Annotated in this window: 18 protein-coding genes; 14 read left to right on the top strand and 4 right to left on the bottom strand. The window is 57.9% G+C overall.

Annotation, left to right across the window (positions count from 1 at the left end):
- Nucleotide 1 precedes the first annotated feature (1 nt).
- From CNX70_RS08005 to CNX70_RS07960, 10 genes are all read left to right on the top strand, one after another.
- Nucleotides 2-466: a hypothetical protein gene (locus CNX70_RS08005; protein ID WP_096234273.1), complete on the top strand. Its 465-nt coding sequence runs from the start codon at nt 2-4 to the stop codon at nt 464-466.
- A 43-nt stretch (nt 467-509) separates the two neighbouring features.
- Entirely contained in the window at nt 510-1,685 is a 1,176-nt protein-coding gene (locus tag CNX70_RS08000) for a phage tail sheath protein (RefSeq protein ID WP_096234272.1), read from the top strand.
- Between the two features lie 56 nt (nt 1,686-1,741).
- On the top strand, nt 1,742-2,251 hold the full coding sequence (locus CNX70_RS07995; protein WP_096234271.1) for a phage major tail tube protein: 510 nt from the start codon (nt 1,742-1,744) through the stop codon (nt 2,249-2,251).
- Nucleotides 2,252-2,288: 37 nt separating this feature from the next.
- A complete protein-coding gene (locus CNX70_RS07990; protein ID WP_096234270.1) occupies nt 2,289-2,597 on the top strand; it encodes a phage tail assembly protein in 309 nt (102 codons plus the stop codon).
- A gap of 8 nt (nt 2,598-2,605) precedes the next feature.
- A complete protein-coding gene (locus CNX70_RS07985; RefSeq protein ID WP_071650277.1) occupies nt 2,606-2,719 on the top strand; it encodes a GpE family phage tail protein in 114 nt (37 codons plus the stop codon).
- Nucleotides 2,720-5,623, top strand: a complete 2,904-nt coding sequence (locus tag CNX70_RS07980) for a phage tail tape measure protein (RefSeq protein ID WP_425269229.1) — start codon at nt 2,720-2,722, stop codon at nt 5,621-5,623.
- A gap of 16 nt (nt 5,624-5,639) precedes the next feature.
- Nucleotides 5,640-6,248: a phage tail protein gene (locus CNX70_RS07975; protein ID WP_096234268.1), complete on the top strand. Its 609-nt coding sequence runs from the start codon at nt 5,640-5,642 to the stop codon at nt 6,246-6,248.
- Complete coding sequence (locus CNX70_RS07970) at nt 6,245-7,522, top strand: phage late control D family protein (protein ID WP_096234267.1); 1,278 nt, start codon at nt 6,245-6,247, stop codon at nt 7,520-7,522. The genes CNX70_RS07975 and CNX70_RS07970 overlap by 4 nt, the downstream gene beginning before the upstream one ends.
- Nucleotides 7,523-7,603: 81 nt before the next feature.
- Nucleotides 7,604-7,918 (top strand): type II toxin-antitoxin system RelE/ParE family toxin, encoded by a 315-nt coding sequence (locus CNX70_RS07965; RefSeq protein WP_096234266.1) that lies wholly within the window; start codon nt 7,604-7,606, stop codon nt 7,916-7,918.
- Nucleotides 7,919-7,921: 3 nt separating this feature from the next.
- Nucleotides 7,922-8,230: a helix-turn-helix domain-containing protein gene (locus tag CNX70_RS07960; RefSeq protein WP_096234265.1), complete on the top strand. Its 309-nt coding sequence runs from the start codon at nt 7,922-7,924 to the stop codon at nt 8,228-8,230.
- Nucleotides 8,231-8,478: 248 nt separating this feature from the next.
- On the opposite strand, the gene CNX70_RS07955 is transcribed toward CNX70_RS07960, so the two are convergent.
- The 4 genes from CNX70_RS07955 to CNX70_RS07940 form a co-directional block, all read right to left on the bottom strand.
- Nucleotides 8,479-9,111 carry a hypothetical protein gene (locus tag CNX70_RS07955; protein ID WP_096234264.1) on the bottom strand — a complete coding sequence of 211 codons (633 nt, stop codon included), beginning with the start codon at nt 9,109-9,111 and terminating at the stop codon, nt 8,479-8,481.
- A 454-nt stretch (nt 9,112-9,565) separates the two neighbouring features.
- On the bottom strand, nt 9,566-10,111 hold the full coding sequence (locus CNX70_RS28080; protein WP_157750947.1) for a hypothetical protein: 546 nt from the start codon (nt 10,109-10,111) through the stop codon (nt 9,566-9,568).
- A 30-nt stretch (nt 10,112-10,141) separates the two neighbouring features.
- Entirely contained in the window at nt 10,142-10,990 is an 849-nt protein-coding gene (locus CNX70_RS28075) for a hypothetical protein (RefSeq protein WP_157750946.1), read from the bottom strand.
- A 7-nt stretch (nt 10,991-10,997) separates the two neighbouring features.
- A complete protein-coding gene (locus CNX70_RS07940) occupies nt 10,998-11,441 on the bottom strand; it encodes a helix-turn-helix domain-containing protein (RefSeq protein WP_096234261.1) in 444 nt (147 codons plus the stop codon).
- 79 nt (nt 11,442-11,520) lie between these two features.
- Between CNX70_RS07940 and CNX70_RS28070 the strand changes: the two genes are divergently transcribed.
- From CNX70_RS28070 to CNX70_RS07920, 4 genes are read left to right on the top strand one after another with little or no spacing between them, the layout of a single operon-like run.
- Nucleotides 11,521-11,724, top strand: a complete 204-nt coding sequence (locus tag CNX70_RS28070) for a YlcI/YnfO family protein (protein WP_070305601.1) — start codon at nt 11,521-11,523, stop codon at nt 11,722-11,724.
- Between the two features lie 10 nt (nt 11,725-11,734).
- A complete protein-coding gene (locus CNX70_RS07930; RefSeq protein ID WP_035820909.1) occupies nt 11,735-11,938 on the top strand; it encodes a hypothetical protein in 204 nt (67 codons plus the stop codon).
- A gap of 37 nt (nt 11,939-11,975) precedes the next feature.
- Nucleotides 11,976-12,164, top strand: coding sequence for a hypothetical protein (locus tag CNX70_RS07925; RefSeq protein ID WP_096234259.1), 189 nt, complete (start codon nt 11,976-11,978; stop codon nt 12,162-12,164).
- Nucleotides 12,161-12,424 (top strand): Ogr/Delta-like zinc finger protein, encoded by a 264-nt coding sequence (locus CNX70_RS07920; protein ID WP_096234258.1) that lies wholly within the window; start codon nt 12,161-12,163, stop codon nt 12,422-12,424. The genes CNX70_RS07925 and CNX70_RS07920 overlap by 4 nt, the downstream gene beginning before the upstream one ends.
- Nucleotides 12,425-12,465 lie beyond the last annotated feature (41 nt).

Raw genomic sequence — 12,465 nt, 5'->3', positions numbered from 1 at the left:
AATGCGTAATTTCTATTCGAAGGCCACCGGCGGCTTCTATCCGGAAAGCAAACAGGCGGTCTATGAAACGGCTGGCACTTGGCCCGAGGATGCCGTTGCCGTCACGCCGGAGGAGGAAGCGGTCCTGCGCACGCCCACGCTGGTGGACGAGTCCTTTGCCGCCTTGTCCGCACGCTACTTCGACAGCGTGCGCACCGCGCGCGAGGTGGTGCTCAACCGCCTGGCCGGCATCGGCATGGCAGCGCTGGCAAATGACGACGCTGCGGCCGTACAAGCCATCCACAGGGCACGCGCTGACCTTCTCGACATCACAAGCTGCACCGCTGTGGCCGCCGCACAGGACATCGAGGCGCTGCAAGCGGCCGTCAGCGCCGAATACGCGCGCATCGCCGCCACCTTGCCCGACGAGGCGCGGCGCGCCTTCACCGACGCCGGCATCACGCTGACGGCGCCTGCCACCCCGTAACGGCTCACCCACGCCCCATTCACCACCTACCAGGAGAACAATTTTGCCCACCGACTACCACCATGGCGTGCGCGTCATTGAAATCAACGAGGGTTCGCGCCCCATCCGCACCGTGTCCACCGCCGTGCTGGGCCTGATCGCCACGGCCGACGATGCCGACCCGGTCGCCTTCCCGCTGGACACGCCCGTGCTCGTCACCAACGTGCTGGCCGCCATGGGCAAGGCCGGCAAGAGCGGCACCCTGCGCCGCGCGCTGCAAGCCATCGCCGCGCAAACCAAGCCCCTGACCGTCGTGGTGCGCGTGGCCGCAGGCGAGACGGAAGCGGAAACGACTACCAACGCCGTGGGCGGCGTGTCGCCCGACGGCAAGTACCTGGGCGCCCAGGCGCTGCTGGCCGCGCAAAGCAAGCTTGGCGTGAAACCGCGCATCCTGGGCGCGCCGGGCCTGGACACCCAAGCCGTCACCAACGCCATGGCCAGCGTGGCACAGCGCCTGCGCGGCTTCGTTTATGCCTCGGCCTATGGCTGCGCCACCGTCATGGCGGCCACCACCTATCGCGGCCAGTTCGGCCAGCGTGAGGTCATGGTCATCTGGCCGGATTTTGTGAACTGGGATACCGCCACGGACGCCGAGGCCAGCATGTCCGCCGTCGCCTACGCCATGGGCCTGCGCGCCAAGATCAACGAGGAAACGGGCTGGCACAAGACCCTGTCCAACGTCGTTATCAACGGCCCGACCGGCATCAGCAAGGACGTATTTTTCGACCTGCAAGACCCGGCCACCGATGCCGGCGTGCTCAACGCCAAGGAAGTCACCACCCTGATTAACATGGGCGGCTACCGCTTCTGGGGTTCGCGCACCTGCGAGGCGCCGGGCGGCTTCTTCTACTTTGAGAGCTACACGCGCACGGCCCAGGTGCTGGCCGACACCATTGCCGAAGCGCATTTCGCCTACGTCGACGTGCCCTTGCATCCGTCCCTGGTGCGCGATCTGCTGGAAAGCATCAATGCCAAATTCCGCGACCTCAAGCGCCAGGGCTACATCATCGATGGCCACGCCTGGTATGACGAGCAGTACAACGACAAGAACGGACTGAAAGACGGCAAGCTGGCCATCGATTACGACTACACGCCCGTGCCGCCGCTGGAAAACCTGCGCTTCCAGCAGCGCATCACCGACCGCTACCTGGCCGACTTCGCCGCCCGCATCGCCGCGTAATTGCCAACACCACCCAGCCCGCCGCGCGCGGGCGCAACTGAACATTGGAGAACACCATGGGCCTGCCCCGCAAGCTGAAAGACTTTATTTTGTTTCAAGACGGCACTTCCTACATGGGCCAGGTGCCCGAAGTGACCTTGCCCAAACTCAGCCGCAAGATGGAAGAGTATCGCGCCGGCGGCATGAGCGGCCCCGTGTCCGTGGACTTCGGCAACGAAGCCATCCAGCTGGAATGGAGCGCCGGCGGCCTGATCGCCAGCGCCCTGCAGCACTACGGCGCCAGTTCGCACGGCGCCGTGCAACTGCGCTTTGCCGGCGCCTACCAGGAAGACGATGACGGCACGGTGGCCGCTGTGGAAGTCGTCGTGCGCGGCCGTTACAAGGAAGTCGATATGGGCACGGCGAAGATGGGCGACGACACCACCCACAAGTACACCATGCCTTGCAGCTATTACAAGCTGATGATCGACGGCGCCACCATCATCGAACTGGACTTCATGAGCGGCACGGAAATCATGGGCGGCGTCAGCCGCAACGACGCCGTACGCCGCGCCATCGGCATGTAACCCCACTTTTTAATCACACCACCACAAGGAACACAGCATGAACATCGATACCCAAAACCAAGCCGTCATCGAACTGGACGAGCCGATCAAGCGTGGCGACACCGTCATCACCGCACTGACCGTGCGCAAGCCCAAGGCGGGTGCCCTGCGCGGCATTTCCCTGATCGATCTGGCCAACCTGAACGTGTCGGCCCTGCAGATCGTGCTGCCGCGCATCACCGAGCCGACCTTGACCGCGCACGACATCGCCAACATGGACCCGGCCGACTTGCTGGCCGTGGGCGCCGAGGTCGCCGGTTTTTTGGCGAGCAAAGCCGATCGCCTTTCGGTATCCCCGGCGAAGTAGAAGACGCCATGGCCGACATTGCCGGCGTCTTCCACTGGACGCCGGCAGCGATGGACGATTTTACGATTGATGAACTGATGGCCTGGCGCGAACGCGCCCGGCAACGAAGCGGAGCAGAATAAATGGCAGGCCGGGATTTGAAATTACAGGTAGTGTTTGCAGCGCTGGATAAAATCACCGGCCCGCTCAAGAAAATTTTGGCCGGTTCCAGCGACACGGCCAAGGCATTGAAGGCGACCAGCGACCGCTTGCGCGACCTGAACGCGCAGCAAAAGAGCATCAGCAAATTCCGCGAGCTGCACGGCGGCCTGGACGCTACCCGCACCAAGCTGGAAGCGGCACAACAGAAGGTCGCCAGCCTGGCCACCAAGATGAAACAGACGGAGGCGCCCACGCGCGCCATGACGCGCGAGTTTAACGCCGCCGTCAAAGCGGCCGGCGCCCTCAAAACAGCCGGCCAGCAGCAGGCGCAGCAACTGCAGCTCATGCGCGAACGCCTGGCTGGCGCCGGCATCGGCACCAAGGACCTGGCCAACCACGAGCGCACCTTGCGACGCGAGATCGAGGCCACCAACAAAACCATGACCTTGCAGCAGCAGAAGCTGGCCAACGCGGCCGCCAGGCAGCAACGCGTCACCAACGCCACCCAGCACGCCGACAAGCTGCGCAGCAAGGCGGGCAACCTGGCCATGGCCGGCGCTGGCGCCACCGCCACGGGTGCCGTCATCGGTGCGCCCGTCGTCAAGGGGCTGAACGAGGCCAAGCACTATCAAACAGAAGTGGGCAGGGTCAACGCCCTGGGCCTGGGCGACAAGGTGTCAAGCGAGGCCGTCGCCTTTGCGCGCAACATGAAGACCTACGGCACCAGCCAGCTCGACAACCTGCAGCTCATGCGCGACGGTATGAGCGCCTTTGCCGACGTACACCACGCGGAAATGGTCGCCCCTACCCTGGCCAAGATGAAGTTTGCCAACCATGCCTTCTTTGGTGAGGCCGAGGGCGCCGACAACGAACGCAAGTTCATGGACATGCTCAAGGTCATCGAGCTGCGCGGCGGCCTGGAAAGCAAGGAGAAATTCGAAGCCCAGGCCAACATCGTCCAGAAGGTCATCACGGCCACGGGCGGGCGCGTCGGCCCGAATGAATGGCTGAACATGATCAAGACGGGCGGCCTTGCCGCCAAGGGTCTGAAAGATGACGCCTTTTACTACCAGATGGAACCGCTGGTGCAGGAAATGGGCGGCAACCGCGTCGGCACGTCCTTGATGAGCGCCTACCAGAACTTGTACCAGGGACGCACCACGAAACGTTCGGCCAAAAAGCTGGAAGAGTTTGGCCTGATTGGCGACAAGAGCAAGGTCAAGCACGACAAGGCAGGGCAAATTTCCTTCCTCGATCCAGGCGCGCTGCTGGGTTCCGAGCTGTTCCGCGAAAATCAGTTTGAATGGCTGGAAAAAGTGCTGTTGCCGCAACTGGCAAAGAAGGGCATCACGGAGAAAAAGCAGGTGCTCGATGCCATCGGCAGCATCTTTTCCAACCGCACCGCATCGAACTTGCACTCGCAGATGTACTTGCAGCGCGTGCAGATCCACAAAAACGAAAAGCTCAACCGTGGCGCCGCCGACATCGGCACCCTGGACAAGCTGGGCCGCAACTCGGCCGCCGGCAAGGAACTGGAAGCGCAGTCGAAACTGGCCGACCTCAAGCTGACCATGGGCGAGAAAATCCTGCCGCTGTATGTTCGTGGGATGGAACTGGCCATCAGCGCCGTGCAGCGCCTGAATGGCTTCATGGAGCGCAATCCGACCGTGGCCAAGGTCATGATTACCGCCTTCGCCGTGCTGGCCGGCGTGCTGCTGGTGCTCGGCCCGCTGATGCTGGGCATTGCCGCCCTGATCGGCCCGTACGCCATGCTGCACGTCATGTTCGCCAAAATGGGGATGACGGGCGGCGTGCTGACGCCCATCCTGCGCGGACTGGGTGGCGCCTTCATGTGGGTGGGCCGCGCCGTGCTGTGGCTGGGTCGCGCCTTTATGCTGAATCCGATTGGCCTGGCGGTAACGGCCATCGCCGGCGCCGTCTTCCTGATCTACAAATACTGGGAGCCGATCAAGGCATTTTTTAGTGGCATCTGGTCGCATATCAAGACCGCCTTTGCCGGCGGCATTGGCGGCGTCACCACCCTGATCGCCAACTGGTCGCCGCTGGGCGTGTTTTATCGCGTCTTCGCGGGGGTGCTGGGCTGGTTCGGCATCGCCTTGCCGGCCAAATTCAGCGACTTCGGCAGCGGCCTGCTGCGCAGCATGGCCAGCGGCATCACCAGCGCCTTGAACGTGTTTTACCAATGCTGGGAGCCGGTCAAGACGTTCTTTAGCGGCGTGTGGTCGCAGCTCAAGGCGACGTGTAGCGGCGGCCTGGCGGGCATCAGCGCCCTGATTATCAACTGGTCGCCGGTCGGCGTGTTTTACCAGGCATTCGCGGGCGTCATGAGCTGGTTCGGCATCCAGCTACCGGCCCAGTTCACGGAATTTGGCGCCAACATCCTGCGCGGCCTGGTCAATGGCATCACGGGTTCCATGGGCGCCGTCAAGGACGCCATCAGCAATGCCGGTTCCAGCACCATTGCCTGGTTCAAGGAAAAGCTGGGCATCCACAGCCCGAGCCGCGTGTTTGCCGAGCTGGGTGACTACACCATGCAAGGTCTGGCCGTGGGCCTGGACCGCAGCGAAGGCGCACCGATTGCCAAGGTTTCCGGACTGGCGCAGCGCCTGGCGCAATTGGGCGCCGGCATCGCCATCGGCACGGCCACGGCGCTACCGGCCAGCGCCTTTGACACGCGCGCGCCGCTGCCGGTGGGCGGATTCGGCGCCGGCATGACCATCCAGGGCGACAAGATCGAAATCACCTTCCACGTGCAGGCCGGCACCGATCCGCAGGCCATCGCGCGCGCGGTGAGCGTTGCGCTCGATCAGCGCGACCGCGAAAAGGCCGCACGCATCCGCTCGTCCCTGCGCGACCACGATTAAGAAAGAACAGCACACCATGATGATGATTTTAGGCATGTTCGTATTCAGCCTGCCCACGCTGGCCTATCACGAGCTGCAGCGGCAAACGGAATGGAAGCACGCCAGCACGGCGCGCGTGGGCCTGCGCGACGCGCATCAGTATGTGGGGCCAGGCGACGACACGATTACCCTGTCGGGCTGGGTGGCGCCGGAACTGACCGGCTCCCTGTATTCGCTCGATGCGTTGCGCATGATGGCCGACACCGGTAAATCGTGGATTTTGATCCAGGGCACGGGCCGCATCCTCGGCTCCTACCGCATCACCAGCATGACGGAGGGCCGCACCATCCTGGACGGCAGCGGCGGCGCCAAGCGCGTGGAATTTTCGATTGCATTGAAACGCGACGACGACGGCGTACTGGCCATGATCGGCCTGGGCGACATTGGCGACCTGAAAAACATGCTCAGCATCGACGGCATCACCAGCAGCGTGGCCGGCGCGGTCAGGAATGCCGTGGGCAGTGTCGTGGGCAACGTGATCGGCGGCATCACCTCGAAATACGGCGGCGCCGTCAGCGAGATGAAAGACAAGATCGGCGCCGGCATCAGCGGCGCCATCGGCAGCGCGGCGGACAAGTTCAAATGAGCGCGCATATCCCCGCCTTCCGCGTCACCATCGAGGACAAGGACATCACCGCCATCGTCTCCCCGCGCCTCATCAATCTGACCTTGACGCTGTGCCGCGGCGACGAGAGCGACCAGCTCGACCTGGCCCTGGACGACAGCGACGGCAAGCTGGCCATGCCGCCGCGCGGCGCGCAGATCGCACTGGCGCTGGGCTGGCAAGCTTCTGGCCTGGTCGAGATGGGCAAGTTCACCGTGGACGAGGTGGAGCACAGCGGCGCGCCCGACACCATCACCCTGCGCGCCAGGTCGGCCAACCTGATCGACACGTTCAAGCAGCAGCAGGAACACAGCTTTCACAAGACCACCCTGGGCGCCATCATCGAGGCCATTGCCTTCCGCAACGAGCTGGCATCAGGCGTGTCGGCGCGGTTGCGCGATACCGCCATCGAGCACATCGACCAGACCCACGAAAGCGATGCGGCCTTCCTGCGCCGGCTGGGCAGGAAATACGACGCGGTGGCCACCGTCAAGAATGACAAGCTGCTGTTCATCCCCATCAACGACAGCCGCACGGCCAGCGGCAAGGCGCTGCCCGTCATCCCCATCACGCGCGCCCTGGGCGACGGCCACCGCTACCACAGCGCCGAAAGCGATGCTTACACGGGCGTGCGCGCCTTCTGGCACGACGAGCGCTACGCGCGCCGCCGCAGCGTCGTGGCCGGCGTGCCCGGCAACAGCAAGCGCCTGCGCACCACCTTCGCCAGCGAAGCCGACGCGCGCGCGGCGGCCGTCGCCGAATGGCAGCGCATCCTGCGCGGCCTGGCCACCTTCGAAATGAATCTGGCCCTGGGCAATCCGGCCGTGTTCCCGCAATCGCCGGTGACCGTACAAGGATTCAAGCCCGAGATCGACGCCACCGACTGGCTATCGGTCAAGGTCACGCACAGCCTGGGCGGCAACGGATTTACCACGCGCGTGGAGTTTGAGACGAAAACGGAAGCGGTCGAGGCCGAGCGCGAGGACGAGAAAGACCCGGACGAAGGCGTCACGGGTGTGGTGGCCAAGTGGAAGGACGTGGCGGCGAAGAAGAAAAAATCGGGGCAGGAAATGGCGGGCACCAAGGCCAAGCTCAAGACACTGGAGCACCTTTATAAAAGCAAGAGCGGCGCCAAGCGGGCGGCAAAAATTGCATGGAACCACATCAAGGAAGTGCGGGACATTATCAGGGAAAACAGCGAGGAACCGTGGAAGCCAGAGCCAGGTGATACCAGTCCCGACAACGAGGCGGAATAGCAATACCTTGGGAACACATCATGACCAAGCAGGCAGCATAAAAATACCGTAAAATATAGAAATACTTATATAATCAAGCCTATGAAAACACTAAAATTCGTCGGAGGAAGCCAAGACGATCTGACAGATTTTCCGCTTGAGGCACGCCGTATGGCTGGTTTCGAACTGTGGCAGGCCCAAATTGGCAAGATGCCTTCTGACTGGAAGGCCATGCCGACCGTGGGTGCTGGGGCCTATGAAATTCGCATTCATGTTCTGGGTGAATGGCGCGTGATTTATGTCGCAAAACGCGCTGACGCAGTCTATGTCTTGCACTGCTTCCAGAAAAAAAGCCAGAAAACGGCAAAAGAAGATATTGCACTGGCGGCAAAACGTTACAAAGTTACTGGAGAATAAACCATGGCATCCAATATTGATCCCGACCTGACCATCACCGAATCTTGCGGAAATGTCTTTCTTGACTTGGGCTTTCCTCCAGGCGAGGCAGCAGTACTGGCCCTGCGCGCCGATCTGATGGCGCGCTTGCGCCTGATGATCGAAACGAAAAAATGGACCCAAAGCGAAGCGGCCGAGCGCTTTGGCGTAGCGCAATCGCGCATATCCGACCTGGTGCGTGGCAAGTGGGACAAGTTCAGCTTGGATATGCTGATCACGCTGGCGGCGCGCGCCGGCAAAGAAGTGCGTCTGGAACTGGCTGACGCGCACTGACACGGCACGTTCAGCGGCGCCGGTAACTCTTGGCACCGCTGTCGCCTAAACAACGTTGGAGGGCCAGGTCCGCCATTCCGACATCGGCCCAGCCATGCTCAGCGCCATGCATACACAGCATAGTTAATCGGCTTGCATTGGCAATTAATATATCACCGTTTGTCGCAAATCTAGGCGCCAAGGCTTAGGTTGTGTCCGAATGGCAGACCTGACCCCGCCCTCGCAAGTTGAAGAAAGAAGCGAAAAAATTACGATCTTTCTTTTTTCAAAGTATCCAAAAATTCCCATTGCCCTAACACATATGTCTGCGGCGATATTTTATGTTGCATTCTGACTTTTTCTGCAAGCATCCATACATCATGTCCCATTAATTTCAACTGTCGCTGGGATTCTTCCGCTCCACTATGCATGCCAGCGGCATCAAGAATAAACTGAATCGAACCTTCGCTGAAACTGATTCTCGGAGCAAGAGAAAGCACTTCAGATGTCAAGGCGGTTTCTATCCATCGCCACTCAACAGCATCTGGCAGTGTCAAATTTGGCATACTAGGGATCGCCACCATGAAGGACCGTGTTTGATAATACTCTTCAAGAATATCGCTAATCTTGTTTATTCGCATAGCGCACTCTATAGCATACCGCTCCAATGTAACGGCCAATTGAAGCGCAATAAACTTCCGATCTCGATCTTCTATCTGCTTATCTCGAGAACGCTCTTTCATAAAAATTAATAACTGAGAAAACACAGCCGCAACCAAACCTGACCCAAAAATTTGACCGAGTGGAGAAACACTATACTTATCACCGAAATACATGTACATGGCGATAAATACTATCGCAATAAATGCACACCCAATTAAAAATAATTTTAGCCGACTCATTCTAATATTTGTCCCCTATCAATGCGTTGCTGAATATCATCACAAATTCTCAAAATTTCGTTAGCTATGAGCACCTTCTTTTCAAGGAGTTTTTGAACGTCTCCAAAACCAGACTGAACAGCATCCTTATGCATTTCTACGACTACTTCAAGTGCAGTACCCAACAACATTTGAGCGTTTGAGTGTCAGGTCTGCCATTCCGACACAGGCCCAACTATGCGAATCCCCAAGCTAAAGTCTCTGCGTAAGCTCAACGTCAATTCGCATACGCAGCATATTTAGTCGTGCCGCATTAACACATTAACAATTATCACATTACATTTTTCTGTGATTTAGATGCCAAGGCTAAGATCGTGTCCGGATGGCTGGCCTGCCCCCGCCGCCGTTTGATACCTTGTGCCATTCCGATGAATATTCCAACATTCGAGAATTGGCCCTATAGAGCTCAATCTTTTCACTTCAAATATGCATAGGTTCGACTTGGCCAGGCATTAAATTTCTTTCCATATTTACTGAATACCTTATCGATGGAAGGATACGCACTTTCAAGCAAACTTTCGGTTTCCGATACTTCTTTGATTGTCCCTAACCACATATGGATGGTTCTCAGCAACTGACCAAACTCAAACCAAATGAATTTTGGGTCTACGCCACCTTCGACAATCTCATGGCAAATAACATTCAAGCAATCTGAAATTCTCCCCACTGCCCCAGAATCCGGTGAGCCTTCGGAGAAATAGTCAGACAATGGACGAGGACCATAAACATCACTTATATAAGAACCCCGAGGCGCCCCAGCTGATTCGGATGCATTATGAAACAGATCTGCCCAACTTGATATGTCCTCCTTGACTATCGAATCGTGAAACCACTTTGTCATTTTCAATGCGTTCTCAAGTGCTCTTTGTCGCATATTTTGAAAGAATGCCATCATACCCAGTACCCCACCCGCTATGATAAAGAGGAACTGTATCCAGCTTCTAATTTCTGAAAATTCCATTTCCGCACTTTTCCTTGAAATTTTTGATTATTACAAAATACGGTGTCGAAAATCAGCTTCCGAAATAGATTCAATCCCCATCGATTCTGCTTTGCTCAGTTGGACACGCCCAGCCAGCGGGCCAGCGATCAAAACATCTAACGAAGTACTGAACGCAGTCCGAACCTGCCAATCTGCCGCCCTCGCTATCGACTCCAATTCATAGCGTTTAGCTTCGCGGAAACCTGCAAAATATGCCGCTATCTGCCATTGCTTTCGATTGGACTTACCTATTGGATAGTCTTTGATGCCCATCGGGCGATAAACAGCACCATCGGTAATGATTCTGTTGTTGGGAAGGAGGCGCATCGCACTCGCCCACCTCCCGATACGTTGAACTTCTCCTGTCCTTAACGAAGTCACCTTGCCACGAATACGCCGCAAAGAAAAAGTTCGTTTTCCCTGCCTTGCATGGCAATAACCCTCTAAATAATCTGCATCAACTGCCCACACTGAGACCTTCCGAGTTACATAGCCCAAACCGTCTCGCCTCGGATACGAAAACTGAATTTCGTCGACATCTCCTGCTTCGGCTCGTGGCTCTCTCTTCGACTTTTTCTTTGCGCGTGATGGAACTTGAGCAGGTTGCACCTCAACTGCGACTTGCTTGAGTTGTGGAATATTCTCACAAGCCAAAGGAACTTTTTGCGGAGCTGCAATCCGCTCTGTCAGGCATGGAGGCGTTCTCACCTTTGCGCTTGATATGCATAGTTGAATATGTCGCCAAAGGGAGCCTCCCGGTTCGCCCGCTTCAAGCGCTCGCTTCCTGGAATTCCAGCTGCTAAAAATTATGCAGACCAAACAAGCTGCAATTACAATAAGCATAAGAAGATGAATCATTTGCAGACTATTTTTCCTTTTTTCGTCCGCTGCCGGCCACATTAAAAGTCTGCGGCCCAATGATATTTCCCACGAAATTTTGCCCAATCTTGCCGTGGGTTTCAACGTGCGGAGCATTCCCCACGGAAGATGCATGGGACGTTGGCAGGCGCATGCCGCCAATCATTCCAAGAACACCAGCTCGTCCGCGCGCATCCAGGTTCCGGAAACCAGAAACTAGTTCACTTTCATCCGCGCTGAGCACCGTAGCTGAAACGCTGCCAGTCATCACATACCAAACGTCTACGCCAATTTCTAACAGCGCACACAGGTAGACAGCATCCGGAGATCGCTCATCTTTTTCATATGAAATTTGAGCGCGTTTTTTGACTCCGCCGACCGCTGCGAAGTCATCTTGATTCATGCCCAAACGTTGACGCTCTTGCTTTAATCTTTCACCAAACATGCTCATACTCACATCTTTTTCTTGACTAGTGCGTTTTTGGACACTATAGTTACGCCATCCTGTAGCGATTACACATCATAACATTATGAAAAACGTATCCATAGCGAGGCGCACTACGAAGGGCGTCACGACTAAACCTCTTGGCGTTCGTCTGACATCGGATGAAGTTGACGAAGTCGAAGGCTACGCAGAAAAACTTGAGCGCTCCCGTGCCTGGTTTCTCCGCTTCCTGATCCTGCGCGGCCTCGCCGACTACAAGCGTGAACTCGCTTCCAAATCCATTCACTAAGGACAACGTCATGTATCCCGATGCAAAACGTATCCGCAGCCACCGCGTCATGCTGCGCCTCGATGACTATGAGCACCAGCTCGTTTCCTCGATCGCCAACTACCAGGGCGAAGAGCTTGCGGTGCTGGTGCGCCAGATCGTGATGCGTGAAGCCCTGGCCGTGATCGCCTTGGATGACGCCACCATCGACAGCGTACAGCGTCGCAGCGTTTAAACCGAGTCACTTTTGAGCAACTCTAAAGTTACAGAAAATGCCAGACCATCAAATTCACCTCAATGACGAAGAGCGCGCGGTGCTGGAACTCGTGCGCCAGCGCCAGGGGCTGGCAAGTATCGATCAGGCGGCGGAATGGCTCGTCAAGTCGCGCTTACGCAAGCAGTCAAAAAACATGACGGGTCGCGGTCGCGCCCTGTACCAAGTGGAAAGAAAGCTGAAATGAGAGTCATCGGCCTGCCCTGCCCGCATTGCGAATACACCGTCCGCGCCGTCAAAAGCCGCATGATGTCCGCGATGTTCAAGGAAATCACCTACATGTGCCAGAACCCCGACTGCGGGCACTCCTTCGTGGCGGGCCTGGAAGTACTGCGCACCCTCTCGCTGTCCGCCATGCCCAAGCCCGATATTCGCATCCCGATGTCACAGCATGCGCGCAAGGCAGCCACCAGCCAGCTGGCCCTGGACCTGACTGCGGGCTGCTGATGACTATCCCGATCCTCGCGCCGCCATAACCCGGCCGCTGT

Origin of the sequence: Janthinobacterium svalbardense (genome assembly GCF_002327145.1) — a bacterium.
GTDB classification, from domain to species: Bacteria; Pseudomonadota; Gammaproteobacteria; order Burkholderiales; family Burkholderiaceae_D; genus Janthinobacterium; species Janthinobacterium tructae.
The sequence above is the reverse complement of the archived record's forward strand: the minus strand, read 5'-3'. Positions and strand labels throughout refer to the sequence as shown.